The following is a 17215-nucleotide window of genomic DNA, read 5'->3' as shown; positions in this document are numbered from 1 at the left end:
ATTTCGTGAATCATGTAAAACTCCCCATTCTTTATCATGATTCCTCTCTCCTCCAAGGAGAGAGTTTGCGATGAAAGTGGGGAATTTTCAACCGATTATATTGGGGATTTTAACGTTGATCTTCACACAGTCACAGTCGTTATCATTTTTTTCACTGATAACACATCCTTTCAAATTATCGACCGTAGAGTTCGCGAATATTTTTCTTGTCGTAACTTGTTGGTCCGTCTATATCCCAGTCAAATACGTCTGCATAGTCCATAATAGAATCAATTTTTCTACTATCTATATGTGCAAGCCCAAGAACATGACCAAATTCATGGGTAATCATGTTAATAGTGTCATCCTCGTCCAGTTTGTCACATAAATATCGTACAATAACAACATCGGCTGATGCATATGGAGAACGGTTCTCTCTTCCTCTGTCATCATAGGGGATTGCGTAACCATAAGTGCCACTCCAGCCAAGATAATTATCTTCTGCTCTAGGTAGATGTTTTACTGCAACATAACCAGTTTCATCCGAATCAGCAGGTGAAAGATCAAAACTACTACTAATTCCATTCCATTTATCAACAGCAGTCCAAAGAACGCGAGAGTACTTTTTCTCTAAATTAATGTTTTCATAAATAATGTTTGAGATCTCCCACTTCCCCCCTAGGAAGTTTGCAAATGCACTAGTAGTAAAGAAAGAGAGTGAAGCAACAATCGTAAATAGACCAGCTGCAACTTTAACCCTTTTGCGCGACATAGAGTTTCCTCCTTCTAAAAATTTACATCAATTCAAATACACACCTAAAAACCAATAATTGTAAACAGAGGTATTTTGTTAAATGAATGTGATTAAGAACACTAGAACCTATGTGATGACGGATTTTTCAAAAGCTGGCGAAAGAGCTGAACTCTCCGGATGTGAAAAAATTTACCGAGAATAAGAATAACGGAGGGTTGTGCCGGCTTTCTAATGCCGTCCCTCAGCTGACGTACGAATCCGCTGATTTGGTCGTTTTTTGTTTTGCCCCGTCCAGCTGTGCACAAAAAAAGGCACTCCATCATGAAGAAGTGCCTGGGGCTGAAGACAATGTGCCTTTTTATCAAGAAGGTTCCAAAGCAACCGATCTACCATCGTTTCCAGGCAGGAAGGCCTGCACATTGATAAACCGAAGGTGGAGAAAAAGTATATGGCATGGAATGATGGGCCTCAATAGAGCGAGAGAGCCCGATCACCCATTCGCCACGGACTTTGTCTACACGCTGAAAATGAAAACAGGCAAGCATTCGCTTGCCTGTTTCATGCGGGTGCTGTAAGGAATGTTATTGGTTACGCCGTTACCGGTTTGCCTTCGTCCAGCAGTTGACGCAGGACGGTTTGCAGGATGCCGCCGTTGCGGTAGTAGTCGACATCCACCATCGAGTCGAGACGGACGATGACGTCGAACTCGAACTGGCTGCCATCCTGACGGGTTGCCTTCACTTTCAGACGTTGGCCAGGCTGTACGTTGTCGTTCAAGCCGACGATGTCAAACGTTTCCGTACCGTCGATGTTGAGCGATTTCCAGCTTTGGCCGTCGGCGAACTGCAGCGGGAGCACGCCCATGCCCACCAGGTTGGAGCGGTGGATGCGCTCGAAGCTTTCCGCGATTACCGCTTTGATGCCGAGCAGGAACGTACCTTTTGCCGCCCAGTCGCGGGAGGAACCGGTACCGTACTCCTTACCGGCCAGTACCACCAGCGGCGTGCCGTCTGCTTGGTACTTCATGGACGCATCGTAGATGGACATGATTTCGCCGGTCGGCAGGTACTTGGTTACGCCGCCTTCGGTGCCCGGCGCGATTTGGTTGCGGATGCGGATGTTGGCAAACGTACCGCGCATCATCACGTCGTGGCTGCCGCGGCGAGCGCCGTAGGAGTTGAAGTCCTTGCGTTCCACGCCTTTGGACTGCAGGAACAGGCCTGCCGGGCTGGTCGGCGAGATGTTGCCCGCCGGCGAGATGTGGTCGGTGGTGACGGAATCGCCCAGAAGAGCCAGTGCGCGTGCGCCTTTGATCTCTTCGATGTGACCGACGTCGCCGGTAAGGTCTTTGAAGAACGGCGGCTCCTGGATGTAGGTGGAGTTTTCATCCCACTCGTAGAGGTCGCCTTTCGGTGCGTCGATTTCGTTCCATGCCTTGTTTTGCGTAAACACGTTCGCGTATTGGGCGCGGAACAGTTCCGGATTCATCGCCTTGTTCATCGCTTCCGCCAGCTCTTGCGGCGTCGGCCAGATGTCTTTCAGGTAAACCGGCTGGCCGTCTTTGCCGATGCCGATCGGATCTTTCGTCAGGTCGATGTCCACGGTGCCGGCCAGGGCGTATGCGATGACCAGCGGCGGGGAAGCGAGGTAGTTCGCTTTTACCTGCGCGTGGATGCGGCCTTCGAAGTTGCGGTTACCGGACAGTACGGCTGCCACGGTCAGGTCGTTTTCGGCGATCGCCTTGCTGGTTTCTTCCGGCAGCGGACCGGAGTTACCGATGCAGGTGGTGCAGCCGTAACCGACCACGTTGAAGCCGAGCGCGTTGAGCGAATCGATCAGGCCGGCGTCGATCAGGTACTGGGTCACGACGCGGGAACCCGGAGCCAGCGAGCTCTTCACGAACGGCGGTTTTTTCAGTCCTTTTTCCACAGCTTTTTTCGCCAGGATGCCGGCGCCCAGCATTACGCTCGGGTTGGATGTATTGGTACAGGACGTGATGGCTGCGATGACGACGGAACCGGTTTTCAGGGTTGCCGTCTCGCCGTTCGGGTAGGTGACGGTTGCTTCCGCCTTGATCTTTTCTTCGGAGAGGCCGAAGCCGCCTTTTTCGATCGGCGTGCGCAGGCTGTTGTTGAAGGATTCCTTCATGTTGGTCAGTTCGACGCGGTCTTGCGGACGCTTCGGACCGGCCAGGCTGGGCACGACGGTGGACAGATCCAGTTCCAGCGTTTCGGTGAAGACCGGATCCGGCGTGTCGTCGGTGCGGAACAGGCCTTGCGCTTTGGTGTACGCTTCCACCAGGGCGATTTGCTCTTCGCTGCGGCCGGTTTGACGCAGGTAGTTGAGCGTTTCGGCGTCGACAGGGAAGAAGCCCATGGTTGCGCCGTATTCAGGCGCCATGTTGGCGACGGTCGCGCGGTCTGCCAGCGAGATGTTGGACAGGCCCGGGCCGTAGAACTCGACGAATTTGCCGACCACGCCTTTTTTGCGCAGCATTTGCGTAACGGTCAGCGCCAGGTCGGTTGCGGTTGCCCCTTCTTTCAGGGTGCCGGTCAGCTTGAAGCCGACGACTTCCGGGGTGACGAAGTAGAGCGGTTGGCCGAGCATGCCGGCTTCCGCCTCAATGCCGCCGACGCCCCAGCCCAGCACGCCCAGACCGTTGATCATCGTGGTGTGGGAGTCGGTGCCGACGAGGGAGTCCGGGAAGGCCACCAGTTCGCCGTTTACTTCGCGGGTTGCCACGACAGTTGCTAGGTACTCCAGGTTTACCTGGTGCACGATACCGGTTGCCGGCGGAACGGCGCGGAAGTTGTCAAACGCGGTTTGCGCCCAGCGCAGGAAGCGGTAGCGCTCCTGGTTGCGTTCGAATTCCAGCTTCATGTTGTTTTCCAGCGCCTTGTCGTTGCCGAAATCGTCAACCATGACGGAGTGGTCGATGACCAGGTCAACCGGAACGAGCGGATTGATCCGTTTCGGATCGCCGCCGGCGCGCTTCATCGCGATGCGCATGGCAGCCAGGTCGACGACGGCCGGCACACCCGTAAAGTCTTGCAGAACAATACGGGCCGGCATGAGCGGCACTTCCTTGTTTTCGTCGCGGCCTTTTGTCCAGTTGGCCAGTTGTTGCACGTGTTCTTTGGTGATGGCGCGGCCGTCAAACTGACGCACAGCCGCTTCCAGCAGCACTTTAATGGAGAACGGCAGCTTGGAAACTTCGCCGATTCCTTGCTCTTCCAAGCCTTGCAGGCGGTAGTATGCGTACGTCTTGCCGCCCACTTGCAGGGAAGACTTCACGTTGTAAGCATCGTGTTTAGCCAAAGTGCACAACCTCCCTTTTTTACTTGGAGTTTCATCTGATGAAACGCAGTTTCGTTTCTTCGATACGCCCCTATTATACTCGATTTGCTGCTCGGCTTCTACCCCAAAATTCATGATGGCTGCACAAAATCAGTGAAAAAACATGGTGCAGCGTTATGCATACGTTCGAAGAAAGTTCCAGACTTACTATAACCCCATCAGGTAAATGTAATGCGCCATGAACTCCCTTGGCTGGGATTATTCTCCTCGGTCAGCCTGAAAAAATGGCCGCCATCCGTATGACAGCGGCGGGGGAAGTTATGCAATCGCTTCCTTATTATTTTATGGCTCCGTTATATGGCTGCGGGCTGCCGACCACGAAAGCCGGCGATCCCTGCCGCGCAGGCATAAGCCAGCGGTGGCAGGTGGCAGCGAAAGGATGGCTGGTTTTCGCCGCCTTTTACGCACCGATGTACCGCGCATGCAGCGTCCGGGCCAGACTGATGTCGTCTGTACCCTGCACCAGCACACGTCCGTCGGGGAAGACGACCAGCGTGTGCGGGTCGACGTGAAAGCGGAGGAGAAATCTGTTTCGCTCGATGTGCCCCAACGGCGCCAGCCGTTCCGCCAGTTGGTCCAGATCGAGCTGCGCGTCGGCCGCAGGCGAAATCTGCACCGTGTTGCGACCGCACAAGGAGACAGCCTGTCCCTCCTGAGTGTCCGGCATCAGACAGGTAAACTGACGCTGTCCGCAGGTCGGGCAGTCGGCTCGCCGCCCGTTTTGTACGCGGATCTGCTGGTGACGGTTGGCCCAGATGTCGAAGTGCTCCAGATGGGGATTGAGCGCTTCCTGATTGTCCACCAGCAGTTTCAACGCCTCCGTCGCCTGGTAAGAGGCGACGATGTGAATGATCGGACCGATTACGCCGGCCGTGTCGCAGGTTGGCATTTCCCCCGGATTGGGCGCTTCCGGAAAGAGGCAGCGCAGGCAGGGGGTAATCCCCGGCCGGATGGCCGTAAACGTGCCGGTGGCGCTGACCGCTCCGCCGTACACCCAGGGAATGCCGTGCTTGACGCAGACGTCATTGATCAGATAGCGAACCTGAAAGTTGTCTGTGGCGTCCAGCACGAGCTGGACGTCGGGCAACAGCTTTTCCGCATTGTGAGCCGTCAGGTCGGCCACCACCGGCTCGACTGTCACTTCCGAATTAATCTTCGTCAGCTTGGCGTGGGCGGCTATCGCCTTGGGCAGGTGCTGGCGGGCGTCGTCTTCGTCGTACAACATCTGCCGCTGCAGGTTGCTCGGCTCCACAAAGTCGCGGTCAATCAGGCGGACAAAACCGACCCCGGCCCGGACCATATGGTTGGCCAGCACCGTTCCCAGCGCGCCCATGCCGACGATCGCCACGCGGCTGCGGAGAAGCCGTTCCTGACCGGTCCGGCCAATCGGAGGAAACAGGATTTGCCGGGAGTATCGCGTGTTCACAACTCTATCTCCTTTCTGACTCGTCAGGAAGCGCCAGCGGGTTCCACGGTCCCTGCTGGTGCCCTTTCCACTCGCTGCCGTCTTCCCAGACTTCCTTTTTCCAGATGGGAACAATCTGTTTCAGCCGTTCGATCGCGTACCGTCCCGCTTCAAACGCTTCGCTGCGGTGCGGCGTGGCGACGGCGGCGACGACGGCAATCTCCTCGATTTGCAGGTCGCCGATGCGGTGATGCATGGCCAGTTCCGCTCCCGGCCAGCGCTCGGCCACTTCTTTGGCAATTTGCTTCATCTTTTCTACGGCCATCGGTTCGTACGCCTCGTAGGTGAGGGAGACGGTCCGCTGTCCGTTGGTAAATTCGCGAACGGTTCCGACAAAGGTAAGCACAGCCCCGGCTCGGGGATTGGAGACGAGCCGGACCAGTTTGTCCGCGCTGAGCGGCTCCGTCGTTACGGCAAAGCGCGGCTCTTCGCCGCCGCTCACCGGGGGAAGAATCGCCACTTCGTCGCCTGGTGCCAGCGCCTTGTCCGGTTCGGCATATTCCTGGTTGACGGAGACAAAGCAGCTCCCCAACAGCGGCGCCAGCGCATGATACTGCTCTCCGACTGCCTGCAGCAGGTCGCGGACGAGAGCTCCTTCCGCTACGCTCACTTGAATCTCCCGCTTACCGGCCCTCTCGGCGAGGCCGGCAAACAACAGCACGCGTATTTGCATCGATGCACTCCTCATTTCCCGGTTTTGAACAACCTGACGCCGGGTATCTTTGTACAGGGGAAGCGGCGGCAGGTTGAATGGCTTTCTACCGGAAACGATAACACACCAAAGCGGATACTGTCTAATGAGTGTAACGCTTTGCGCAGTTTCTGCATTGATTTTACAGAGCGCCAGCGGTAAGGTTAGAGGTGATGAGAGATACGACGGGCGACATTCGTCCACCTGGCCCAGGCGGCTTGGACCGGCAGGGTGGACGGCAATACGCCCATTTCCCTCCAAGGGGGGATCAATCGAGGAGGAGCGCAGCATGAGCGATACATTAACCCATTTTAATGACCAGCAGCGCGCCCGCATGGTGGACATCTCCGACAAAAAGGAGACCCGGCGGGAAGCGGTGGCGAAGAGCAGAATTACGATGAAACCGGAGACGCTCGACCGCATCCGGCAAGGGCGCGTGTCCAAGGGAGACGTGCTCGCGGTGGCCCAGGTGGCCGGCGTGATGGCCGCGAAAAAGACGTGGGAGCTGATTCCGATGTGCCATCCGCTGCCGCTGACCGGCGTCGACATCAGCTTTGCCTTTGTCGCCCCCGACACGCTGGAGGTAGAGGCGACAGTCAAAACCACCGGCAAGACGGGGGTGGAGATGGAAGCGCTGACCGCCGTCAGTGCAGCCGCTCTCACTGTCTACGACATGTGCAAGGCGATGGACAAGGGGATGGTTATCGGCCCCACCTGCCTGATGAGCAAAACGGGCGGAAAAAGCGGAGATTATCATCGGATTGAGGAGTAACCAGACATGAGCGGAATATGGAACATGTATCCGCGCAGCATACGGGTTCTCGCCGTCGTTGCCGCCATGACTTCCACGGGCATGGCGTGCATATGGCCGCTGGTCACCATTTACATCCACGATTACCTGGGCCAACCGCTCACCGTAGCCGGACTATTGCTGCTGTTGAACCAGGGAGCCAACCTCGTGGGGAGTGTGGCAGGCGGCATTCTTTTTGACCGCTGGGGACACAGGCGGACGTTTGCGGTCGGTTCTGTCGGCGCGATCGCTGTTTCTGTCGCGCTTGGCTTGACGACCGACTTCACCGCCTACACCGTGCTGCTGTTATTGAACGGATTTTTCTTTGGCACGATCTTTCCTGTACTGAATGCACTGGCTGTCCGCCTCTGGCCGGAAGGCGGGCGCAGAGGGCTGAACGTGATTTACGTCGCGCTCAACATCGGGGTGGCCGTCGGTTCGGCCTTGTGCGGCGTTTTGGCCAGCGTGTCGTTCGCCTGGACGTTTTTCGGAAACGCGATTGCGCAGGCTGTGACGCTGGCGATGTTTCTTAGGTGCCTGCCGCAGCATTTGGCGGATCAACCAAATGAACAGGTTCACGCGGCGGAATCGGCCGAGACAGAGGCGAAGCAGGCTGCGGCGGGAACAAACCATCGGCCGGTTGCCTGGGGGGCGCTCGCCGTGCTCTGCAGCGGCTTGTTGGTCTGCTGGATCGTCTACGTGCAGTGGACGACGGTGCTTTCCGCCTACATGCAGACGCTGGGCATTTCGCTTCGGCAGTACAGTCTGCTCTGGACGCTGAACGGAGCGCTCATCTTGTTTGGCCAACCGCTGATCTCCTGGATCATCAACAGCTTCGCCCGGACGTTGAAAGCGCAGCTGCTGCTCGGCGGGTACGTGTTTGCACTGTCGATGCTCATCCTCTCGCAATCGACGGCCTACGCCGGATTTGTTGCGGCCATGTTTGTGATGACGATCGGCGAAATGCTGGTGTGGCCGGCTGTCCCCACCATCGCTGCCGATCTGGCCCCGGCCGGCCGGGAAGGGATGGTCCAGGGCATTGTCAGCGGTATCGCCTCTGCTGGAAGGATGGCGGGACCGCTCGTGGGGGCGATGGCCTTCGAGGCGCTCGCTCCGCAAGGGATGCTTTACCTGATGGCGGTCTTGGCACTGGTGGCGGTAGGCTGTTTTGCCGCGTACAGCTCGTTCGTCAAGCGGACGGAGACGCAGCCGGCGGTAAGCGTGCCGGAGAAATGAGCCGGGGGAGAGGCCTTTGTCTCCGACTCCGGATGTGAAGCAAATGAAATAGATAAAATGAAATAGGTAATAGGGTCTAATAACATACGCTTTTACGGCAGCGTCCCTCTCGTGCGAGGGGCGTTTATTCATGGTAGACATGGATTACCCCAGTTCATATTGAGTTCATAAACGCGTGGCATGGTAAGGGGTGAGCCGTGTTGGAGGGTGGTCTGTTGAAAAAATGATACATTTTACCACGAAAATTTCTTGATGCGAAATATGTCCTGTGTCATAATGTTTCGTGACGCGAAATAACAGAGGTGTGGCCTATGAATCCTATGAGGCGCATGTCGAAGCAGTTGATCCAGATGAACAAGGTCTACCTGGACGTCATCGCCCAGGAACTGACCCAATGCGGATTGACCATTCCGCAGATGTTCGTCCTGGGTCCCGTAATAGAGGCGCCCAGGACTATTGGGGAAATCAGCCGGCTGATCGACCTCTCCTACAGCACAGTATCCGGCATCGTCGACCGGCTCGAACGGGACGGCTATGTCAAACGGGTGCGGGACGAAAAAGATCGGCGCATCGTCTGGGTGGAACTTGCCGACACCCCGGAAGCGATCACGCAACGGATTCCCTTTATGCAGGGCGGCTACTTTGACAAGCTGTTCGACGGCATGTCCAGTCAAGAGGTGGAAGATGTGTGCCGATCGCTGACGATCTTGACACACTATTTGGAAAAACGGCAACAATCGTTTCCGAAAAAGGGAGGTAGCTGTACACGATGAATCTTTCCCGCTTCTCCATTCAACGCCCCGTTACCATCCTGATGATGACGGTGGCCCTGCTCATCTTCGGCTTCGTCTCCCTGCCCAAGCTGGCGGTTGAGCTGTATCCGGAGCTGAATCTGCCGGTGGCGGTGGTCGTCACCACCGTCGAGGGCGGCACGCCTGCCGAAGTGGAAAAGCTGGTGACCCGTCCCATCGAGGAAGCATTGGGAACGGTGCCCAACGTAGACAAAATCATGTCCAACTCCATCGAAGGGGCCTCCCAGGTCATCCTGCAGTTCAACTGGGGAACAAACATGGACCAGGCAACGTTGGACATGCGTGACAAGGTGGACTTGATCCGCGGAATCCTGCCGGACAACGCCAAGTCCCCCCGCATTCTGAAATTGGACCCCAACAGTCAACCAATCATGACCTTCTCCCTGACCGGGGAAGAAGACATCGTCAAGCTGAAGGCGATCGCCGAAGACACGATCAAACCGCATTTGGAGCGGATTGACGGTGTTGCCTCCGTCGGCGTCTCCGGCGGCCAGGAGAAGATCGTCGAGGTCGTGCTCGACCCGAACCGGCTGGCCGCTTACGGGATCGGCATTGACCAGATCCAGCAGGCTTTGATGGCTACCAACGTGTCCGGTTCGTCCGGTGTGATTCGCCAAGGCGACACCAAGCTGAGCATCCGGGTCGATGGCGAATACGATACCGTTACCGACATTGGCGAGACGCCGATTCATGTGCAGAACGGCAGCATCGCGCTGAAAAACCTGGCGACGGTCAACGAGACGTACAAAGACGTGACGCAGAAGGCGTACATGAATGGAATGCCCAGCGTCGGCCTGACCATTACCAAAGCCTCGGGCGGTAATACGATTGAAGTGGCAGACGCGGTAAACCGGGAGTTGGAGGCGCTGAAACAGATGCTGCCTCCCAACGTCAAGCTGACCACGATTCTCGACTCGTCCACGTTTATCAAGGATTCCATCTACACGGTCGGAGAGCACGCGCTCTTGGGCGGGGTGTTCTCGATCATCATCCTGTTCCTGTTTTTGAACAGCTTCCGTTCCATGTTGATCGTCTCCATCGTGATTCCGATCTCCGTGGTGGCGACCTTCTGCCTGATGTACTTTACCGGACAGACGATCAACATGATCTCGCTTGCCGGGTTGACCCTGGGGCTGGGTTCCCTGGTAGACTTCGCGGTCGTGATTCTGGAAAACATTTTCCGCTATCGGGAGCAGGGCAAGGGCATGATGGAAGCGGCCCGACTCGGTTCCAGGGAAGTGGGCACGGCGGTGATGGCCTCCGCGCTGGCGCAAATCGCCGTATTTGCTCCGATCGTATTTGTCGAAGGGCTGGCTTCCGAGCTGTTTGGCCCGCTGGCGCTGACGGTCGTCTACTCGCACATCGCCGCGCTTTTGGCTTCGCTGACGCTGGTGCCGATGCTTAGTTCCCGCTGGCTGAAACGAGTGCCGCACACCGAGGGAGAGGCGGTGGCCAACTACCGGGGCCTCAATCCGGTGATGTGGTTCAACAAAGGATTTAACAAAATCGCGCGCGGCTATGGCCGTCTGCTGAAGTGGGCGCTTGGTCACCGCAAGACCGTGTTTGCCCTGACGATCGCCTTGTTTGTCGGCGCAATTGCCCTCACCGGCGGAGTCGGCGCGGAATTTATTCCGAAGATGGACCAGGGACAGATTTCCATCTCCATTAAATTGCCGAACGGCACCATGCTGCAGGAGACGGAAAAAGTGGTCGCCGAAGTGGAACAGCGCGTAAAAGATCTGCCGGAAATGGAGCAGCTGTACACCTCGATCGGCTCCTCCGGCGGCCCGGCGCTCATCGCCAGCGCCATGTCCAACCAGGCGCAGCTGCAAATCAAGCTGGTGCCCAAGGACCAGCGCTCCGTCAGCACCGAGCAGGTGACGGAACAACTGCGCGAACGGCTGGCCGACATCTCGGGGGCGGAGATTGAGGTAACGGAATTGGACCAGTCGGGCGGCCCGATGGGGGCACCGCTGGAAGTGAGCTTGCGCGGGGATAACCTCGACGTGCTGGAGGACATCAGCTCGATCATCGCCGGCGAGATCAAACAGGTGCCGGGCACGCGCAACGTCACCACCTCGCTGGAAGAGACGCGCCAGGAAGTGCAGGTGCTGGTCGATCCGAAAAAGGCGAGCCTGTACGGGCTGACCACCAGTCAGGTCCTGTCCAACGTGCGCACGGCGTTTGACGGCATGACGGTCACCACCTACCAGACGGGGGATGACCAGATTGACGTGAAGATCATGCTGCCCAAGTCGTATCAGGACGACATCAGCTACCTGCAGCAGCTCCGCATCCCGACGGCGAGCGGCGCGCAGGTCGCCCTGTCGTCTGTCGCCGAGATCGTCAAAAAGGACGTGCCGCAGCTGATCAAACGCTCCAATCAGTCGCGGGAAGTGACGATCAGCAGCGATATCGTCGGACGCGACTTGAACTCGGTTTCCAATGACGTGATGGCCAAGCTGAACGCCCTGTCACTGCCGGACGGCTACACGCTGGAATTCGGCGGTCAGAGCAAGGAGATGGCCGAGTCGTTCGGCAGCCTGGGACTGGCGATCATTCTGTCGATCGTGCTGGTCTACATGGTGATGGCCAGCCAGTTTGAATCCCTGTTTACACCGTTTGTCATCATGTTCTCCATCCCGCCGACGTTCATCGGCGTGGTCGTGGGCCTGCTTACGACCGGCTATCCGCTGAGCGTTCCGGCGCTGATCGGGTACATCCTGCTCATCGGGATTGTCGTCAACAACGCGATCGTCTTGATCGACTACGTCAACCAACAGCGCAAACGGGGCGTGGAGCGGAACGAGGCCATCCTCCAGGCGGGTCCGATCCGTCTGCGTCCGATTCTGATGACGTCACTTGCGACGATTCTGGCAATCATGCCGCTTGCCTTTGGCGGCGGGGAAGGGAACGAATCGATGGCGCCCATGGCTGTCGTCGTCATCTTCGGTCTCAGTTTCTCCACACTGATTACGCTTGTGCTGATTCCGGTCGTCTACACCTGGTTTGACGATCTGGGGCAAAAGTGGCGCAATCGCAAAGAAAAACGCAAGCAGAAAAAAGCGGCCGGCCAGGAAATGCCGACGTTGGGATAGGAGGCTACACGGTATGAAGATGAACAAGGGAAGTCTTGGGCTGCTGCTGGCCTTGGCAGTTGCCCTGGCAGGTTGTACGGCTCCGGATGCGGCCACGCAGCAGACGCAAACGGATAACAAGCCGGTGCCGGTACAGGTCGATACAGTGAAAAAGGGAAGCGTGTCGACGCGCGCGGGGGTAACCGGGAAACTGGCCCCCAACAAGGAAGTCACCTTGGCTCCAAAAGTGGGCGGCAAGATTGTGCAGCTGAACGTAAAACTGGGGCAGTATGTCAAACAGGGACAGGTGCTTTTCAGCCTGGAGAAAACGGATCTGGAGAATGCAGTGCAGCAGGCGCAGGCGGCGTACGATCTCGCCGTAGCCAACCTGAAGCAGAGTAATGCCGCCTCCGACCAGGGGCTGCAGCAGGCGAAAAACGGTCTGGTGCAGGCCGAGCAGGCGCTGCGGGACGCGGAACGCGACTACCAGCGCATGTCTGACCTGTTCAAACAGGGAGCGGTGTCTCCGCAGCAATTGGAACAGGCACAGGCGGCCCTCACCAATGCGAAGACGGCGTATGCCAACGCCAAGGAAGCGCTGGAGATGGCTGAAAAGCAGACGGGAGTGGCCGTCACTCAGGCATCCGTGGAACAGGCCCGCATCTCGCTGCAAAACGCGCGTGAACAGTTGGCCAACGCGACGGTGACCGCCCCGATCTCCGGCTTCGTCTCCGCCGTCAACGGTCAGGTAGGGGAAATGGCTTCGCCGCAAGCGCCAGTGGTCACCATCGTGGATACCGATCCGCTGATCGTCAAGGCAAACCTCTCCGAAGAGGAAGTAACGTCAGTGAAAAAAGGGGACAAGGTGAAGATTCAAATCTCTGCCATCTCCAAGGAGCTGGACGGCACGGTGAGCGCGATCAGTCCCGTGATGGATCAGACGCTGCGCGCGTATCCGGTGGAAATTGCCCTGGCCAAGCAGGACGCTTCGCTGAAGGCGGACATGGTCGTCAGCATCCAGTTTGCGCATCAGCAAACCAACAGCATGCTGGTGGTGCCGCTCAAGGCCGTCTTTGACGAGAACGGCAAGCGGTTCGTCTACAAGCTGGAGGGAGACACGGCAAAAAAAGTGGAAGTGCAGACCGGGATCGAATCCAGCGATCTGGTGGAGGTAAAGGCAGGGCTGAAAGAAGGCGAGCAAATCGTCGTGCGCGGACAGACGCTGCTGAAAGACGGCGCCAAGGTAAACGTCCAGCCGACATCTTGACACTGTTCGCTTGCTCAAGTAGTATGAAAGAGATATCCAACCAGCACAGTCGGAATGCTGCGGCGGCCCTGCAGGGACGTCGCTGCGGGGGGCGACACGGTCGCTGACCCGCCGGATGCTGCTGGGATGGAACGAGACTGCAAACGAAACTGAATAGCACGCAATCACCTTATCAAGAGAGGCGGAGGGACTGGCCCGATGAAGCCCGGCAGCGGATCTGCCTGTGCAGATGCTGTGCCAATTCCAGCAGGAGCATTCCTGACAGATAAGAACGTGGAGATGTCGATCTGCCCCTTTTTCTGTACAGGAAAAGGGGCTTTTTGCTTAGCCGCCGACGTCTGCACGATTTACCCAAGGGAAAGGAACGAGAGACTGATGCGCATCCAACCGTCCGCCATGATTGACCGTCTGCCGACGCAGTTTTTTGCCTCGCTGGTGGCGAAAGTGAACAAGGCCATCGCCGCCGGCCATGACGTAATCAACTTGGGGCAGGGCAACCCCGATCTGCCGACGCCGCCGCACATTGTCGAGGAACTGCAGGAACATGCTGCCCGTCCGGTTCACCACAAGTACCCGCCGTTCAGCGGTCGTGTGGAACTGAAACGGGCTGTCGCCCACTGGTACAAGCAGGAGTTTGACGTCGATCTGGACCCGGAAGAGGAAGTGGCCATCCTGTTCGGCAGCAAGACCGGACTGGTGGAAATCTGCCAGGTATTGCTCAATCCGGGCGATGTGGCTCTGGTGCCGGACCCCGGCTATCCCGATTACTGGTCGGGAGTGGCCATCGCCGACGGGCGGATGGTGATGATGCCGCTGCGCGCCGCGAACGGTTTCCTGCCGGACTACGGCGAGCTGGCCCGAGAGGATCTGGACAAAGCCAAGCTGATGTTCCTGAACTACCCCAACAACCCGACCGCGGTCAATGCGCCGTACGAATTTTTCGAAGAGACGGTCCGTTTCGCCCGCAAGCACGAAATCGTCGTCTGTCACGACTTCGCCTACGGAGCGATCAGCTTCGACGGCAAGAAGCCGGTCAGCTTCCTGCAGGTGCCGGGAGCCAAAGAAGTGGGCGTGGAATTTTACACGCTGTCCAAAACGTACAACATGGCCGGCTGGCGCGTCGGCGCGATGGTCGGCAACCGGGAACTGGTCCGGCTGATCAACCTGATCCAGGACCACTACTTCTGCAGCCTGTTCGGCGCCATCCAGATGGCGGCGGTCCGGGCGCTGACCGATTCCCAGCAGTGTGTCCGCGAGTTGGTGACCGTCTACGAAAGCCGGCGCAACGCGCTGTTTTCCAACCTGCACCGCATCGGCTGGGAGGCGGCACCGTCGCAGGGCTCGTTTTTCACCTGGCTGCCGGTGCCGAAAGGGTTTACCTCTGCCGAATTTGCCGACTTGCTGTTGGAAAAAGCCCATGTCGCTGTCGCACCGGGCGTAGGTTTCGGCCCCACCGGCGAAGGGTACGTGCGCGCAGCGCTTTTGGCCAGCGAAGAGCGGCTGGCGGAAGCAGTGGCGCGGATTGAGCGTTTGGGTATTTTCTCCCCGTGCAACTAGCAATATATCGTTCATGTGATTGAGAACTGACCGCCAGTGTGTTCGCAAAACGCCCTGGCGGTTTGATTTTTTGGGAAGCGAGGCGGAGGCGGGGCAGTGCCGCGTCCGGGATGGGCCCCGCCCAAAATAGGCGAGTGCCGCATAGTCCAAAACCGGGCGGGCGAATACTATAAAAAAGCGCGGCGGGCGCGATCACGAATGACGCGCCCATGCAAAAAAATCCATTCTCAGTAAAAATCATTCTCAGCATTGACAGATAATGATTTTCATTATACGATGGGTGTGGTAATGATAATTGATCTCAATGATCACGTTTGTTCGGCAGGAGGGTATCATGCGCTACCAGATCAACGGATATACGGACATGTATACGGTCATCTCCAATGAGCGCAAGATAGGCGGCGCCGTAGAAGCGGGTCTGATTCGCCTGCGGTCCGGCGAGGAGTTTGCCAACGCCGTGCTCACACGGTTGGAGATGTCCGGCGCACAGTTTTGCTCGCTCGGTTTTGTCACGGAGGAGGGCAAGCGGCTCATTGTCCATATCAATGACATCAGCATGATCGCCGACGCGGTGCACGTAAACGTGTGTGACCTGCGCAACGAGGTGATGCGCGCGGAGAAGATGGCGGAGCGGCTTAAGCGCTTGAAGCGGCTGTGCCAGTTGAACGAAGGAAGCTGCACGCCGACGTTCCGTGAAGAAGCGCTGTTGCTTGCTGAAGACATTGGCTTCGATGTGGCGCGCGAACACGTCGATCTGTCATTCCTGCCGCAGACGGAAAATGCCCGGGTGGTTCGCATCGCATAGGGAACCCGAACCCTGAACCCTGGCGCGCGATACAAACGAACACGATCCAGAGAATGAGACGGGAAGCGGTTTACGCTTCCTTTTTTGCTTGTCCAAGAGAACAATAGCCAAAACCTATTCCGTCTATAGCAAGCATAGATTGGACTTCTCCCGGCGTGAGTGATACAACAAGGATAAACTCAATCAAGGGGGAACGGAACATGGAGTACGCTTTTTCACAATCGGTTGGCGCACTGAGCTCCTCGGCCGTGCGGGAAATTCTGAAATTGACGCAGGGGACCCCGGTGCTGTCGCTGGCTGGCGGACTGCCGGCAGAGGAGTTTTTTCCGCTCGAAGAAATGAAGGCTGCATTTGACCGCGCGCTCAGTCAAGGGCCGAAATCGCTGCAATACGGTCTGACGGACGGGTACCTGCCGCTTCGCGAGTGGGTGGCATCCCGGATGAAACAAAAGAACATGAATGTGGGCGTGGAAAACATGCTGCTTACCACCGGCTCCCAGCAGGCCGTCGACTTGCTCTGTCGCGTCTATCTGGACGAAGGCGACGTCGTGCTGGTAGAAAACCCCACCTATTTGGCTGCCCTGCAGCTGTTTCAGTTCCGCGGCATTCGCGCTATTCCGGTGGAGGGGGACGACGAGGGCATGGACATGGAGGATCTGGCCCGCAAGATCGCCCAGTACCGTCCCAAAATGGCCTATGTGATTCCCACGTTTGCCAACCCGACCGGCAAGGTATGGAGTCTGGAACGGCGTCTTGGCCTTTTGCGCCAGTGCCGCGACAACAACATCCTGATCCTGGAAGACGACCCGTACGGCGAGATTCAGTTTGACGGGGAGGCGCCGTATCCGACCATCTTCTCGCTGGATCAGCACCCCGAAGGTTCGGCGGTCGTCTACACCAGCACCTTTTCGAAAACGGTGGCGCCGGCGCTGCGGATCGGCTGGGCGATCGGAGACGCTCAGGTGATCCAGACGATGGTCAGAGCGAAACAGGCCGTCGACCTGCACTCCAGTTCCATTGACCAGATTGCGCTGCATCAACTGCTGTCCCGCTTCGATCTGGACGCCCACATCAGCAAGATCCGTGCCGCCTACCAGGAGCGGATGGAATGGATGCACCAACTGCTGGCCAGCAAGAATTGGAGCGGCATTACCTGGAACAAGCCGCGGGGAGGCATGTTCCTCTGGGTGAAGCTGCCGGAACACATCCATTCGGAAAAACTGCTCGCGCAGGCCGTGCGGGAAGGCGTCGCGTTCGTACCAGGCATCCCGTTTTACGCAGCCGAGCCGCAGGTGAACACGATGCGGCTCAACTACACCCTGTTGAACAGGGAAGATACCAAGCTGGCCATCGACCGGCTGGACAGCGCCATTGCCGCCTACACCGCCGTCGTGACGCAGTAGGCAGCAGACCGTGCAACAGCAG

At 57.6% G+C, this 17215-nt stretch carries 12 protein-coding genes and 1 riboswitch; of the genes, 8 read left to right on the top strand and 4 right to left on the bottom strand.

Going from position 1 to position 17215, the window contains the following annotated elements:
* Positions 1 to 175: 175 nt before the first annotated feature.
* The 4 genes from ETC00_RS17185 to ETC00_RS17170 all read right to left on the bottom strand — a co-directional run bounded on the left by ETC00_RS17185 (position 176) and on the right by ETC00_RS17170 (position 6228).
* On the bottom strand, positions 176 to 751 hold the full coding sequence (locus ETC00_RS17185) for a zinc metalloprotease (RefSeq protein ID WP_171567353.1): 576 nt from the start codon (positions 749 to 751) through the stop codon (positions 176 to 178).
* Positions 752 to 1321: 570 nt separating this feature from the next.
* The gene (gene acnA, locus ETC00_RS17180; RefSeq protein ID WP_029098674.1) at positions 1322 to 4051 is read right to left on the bottom strand and encodes an aconitate hydratase AcnA; all 2730 of its coding nucleotides are present in this window, start codon (positions 4049 to 4051) and stop codon (positions 1322 to 1324) included.
* Positions 4052 to 4490: 439 nt separating this feature from the next.
* Positions 4491 to 5516 (bottom strand): ThiF family adenylyltransferase, encoded by a 1026-nt coding sequence (locus ETC00_RS17175; protein ID WP_171567352.1) that lies wholly within the window; start codon positions 5514 to 5516, stop codon positions 4491 to 4493.
* Positions 5517 to 5520: 4 nt separating this feature from the next.
* Positions 5521 to 6228 carry a molybdenum cofactor biosynthesis protein gene (locus tag ETC00_RS17170; RefSeq protein WP_171567351.1) on the bottom strand — a complete coding sequence of 236 codons (708 nt, stop codon included), beginning with the start codon at positions 6226 to 6228 and terminating at the stop codon, positions 5521 to 5523.
* A 307-nt stretch (positions 6229 to 6535) separates the two neighbouring features.
* Between ETC00_RS17170 and moaC the strand changes: the two genes are divergently transcribed.
* The 8 genes from moaC to ETC00_RS17130 all read left to right on the top strand — a co-directional run bounded on the left by moaC (position 6536) and on the right by ETC00_RS17130 (position 17193).
* On the top strand, positions 6536 to 7018 hold the full coding sequence (gene moaC / locus ETC00_RS17165; RefSeq protein WP_171567350.1) for a cyclic pyranopterin monophosphate synthase MoaC: 483 nt from the start codon (positions 6536 to 6538) through the stop codon (positions 7016 to 7018).
* Between the two features lie 6 nt (positions 7019 to 7024).
* Entirely contained in the window at positions 7025 to 8272 is a 1248-nt protein-coding gene (locus ETC00_RS17160) for an MDR family MFS transporter (RefSeq protein WP_171567349.1), read from the top strand.
* A 311-nt stretch (positions 8273 to 8583) separates the two neighbouring features.
* Positions 8584 to 9045, top strand: a complete 462-nt coding sequence (locus tag ETC00_RS17155) for a MarR family winged helix-turn-helix transcriptional regulator (protein WP_171567348.1) — start codon at positions 8584 to 8586, stop codon at positions 9043 to 9045.
* Positions 9042 to 12182 carry an efflux RND transporter permease subunit gene (locus tag ETC00_RS17150; RefSeq protein WP_171567347.1) on the top strand — a complete coding sequence of 1047 codons (3141 nt, stop codon included), beginning with the start codon at positions 9042 to 9044 and terminating at the stop codon, positions 12180 to 12182. The genes ETC00_RS17155 and ETC00_RS17150 overlap by 4 nt, the downstream gene beginning before the upstream one ends.
* Before the next feature lie 13 nt (positions 12183 to 12195).
* Positions 12196 to 13428, top strand: a complete 1233-nt coding sequence (locus ETC00_RS17145; RefSeq protein WP_171567346.1) for an efflux RND transporter periplasmic adaptor subunit — start codon at positions 12196 to 12198, stop codon at positions 13426 to 13428.
* Between the two features lie 166 nt (positions 13429 to 13594).
* Positions 13595 to 13700, top strand: a riboswitch (SAM riboswitch).
* A 103-nt stretch (positions 13701 to 13803) separates the two neighbouring features.
* A complete protein-coding gene (locus tag ETC00_RS17140; protein ID WP_171567345.1) occupies positions 13804 to 14985 on the top strand; it encodes a pyridoxal phosphate-dependent aminotransferase in 1182 nt (393 codons plus the stop codon).
* Positions 14986 to 15319: 334 nt separating this feature from the next.
* Positions 15320 to 15790 (top strand): hypothetical protein, encoded by a 471-nt coding sequence (locus tag ETC00_RS17135; RefSeq protein WP_171567344.1) that lies wholly within the window; start codon positions 15320 to 15322, stop codon positions 15788 to 15790.
* 200 nt (positions 15791 to 15990) lie between these two features.
* A complete protein-coding gene (locus ETC00_RS17130) occupies positions 15991 to 17193 on the top strand; it encodes an aminotransferase-like domain-containing protein (RefSeq protein WP_171567343.1) in 1203 nt (400 codons plus the stop codon).
* The last annotated feature ends 22 nt before the right edge of the window (positions 17194 to 17215 follow it).

The sequence above is a fragment of the Brevibacillus sp. MCWH genome (assembly GCF_013096935.1).
In the GTDB taxonomy this organism is placed as follows: Bacteria; Bacillota; Bacilli; order Brevibacillales; family Brevibacillaceae; genus Brevibacillus; species Brevibacillus aydinogluensis.
This window is presented reverse-complemented; position numbering and strand designations above follow the sequence as displayed.

Coding starts and splice junctions, on each gene's coding strand:
- ETC00_RS17185 (WP_171567353.1), bottom strand. CDS start 751: ATGTCGCGCAAAAGGGTTAAAGTTGCAGCTGGTCTATTTACGATTGTT.
- ETC00_RS17170 (WP_171567351.1), bottom strand. CDS start 6,228: ATGCAAATACGCGTGCTGTTGTTTGCCGGCCTCGCCGAGAGGGCCGGT.
- moaC (WP_171567350.1), top strand. CDS start 6,536: ATGAGCGATACATTAACCCATTTTAATGACCAGCAGCGCGCCCGCATG.
- ETC00_RS17160 (WP_171567349.1), top strand. CDS start 7,025: ATGAGCGGAATATGGAACATGTATCCGCGCAGCATACGGGTTCTCGCC.
- ETC00_RS17155 (WP_171567348.1), top strand. CDS start 8,584: ATGAATCCTATGAGGCGCATGTCGAAGCAGTTGATCCAGATGAACAAG.
- ETC00_RS17150 (WP_171567347.1), top strand. CDS start 9,042: ATGAATCTTTCCCGCTTCTCCATTCAACGCCCCGTTACCATCCTGATG.
- ETC00_RS17145 (WP_171567346.1), top strand. CDS start 12,196: ATGAAGATGAACAAGGGAAGTCTTGGGCTGCTGCTGGCCTTGGCAGTT.
- ETC00_RS17140 (WP_171567345.1), top strand. CDS start 13,804: ATGCGCATCCAACCGTCCGCCATGATTGACCGTCTGCCGACGCAGTTT.
- ETC00_RS17135 (WP_171567344.1), top strand. CDS start 15,320: ATGCGCTACCAGATCAACGGATATACGGACATGTATACGGTCATCTCC.
- ETC00_RS17130 (WP_171567343.1), top strand. CDS start 15,991: ATGGAGTACGCTTTTTCACAATCGGTTGGCGCACTGAGCTCCTCGGCC.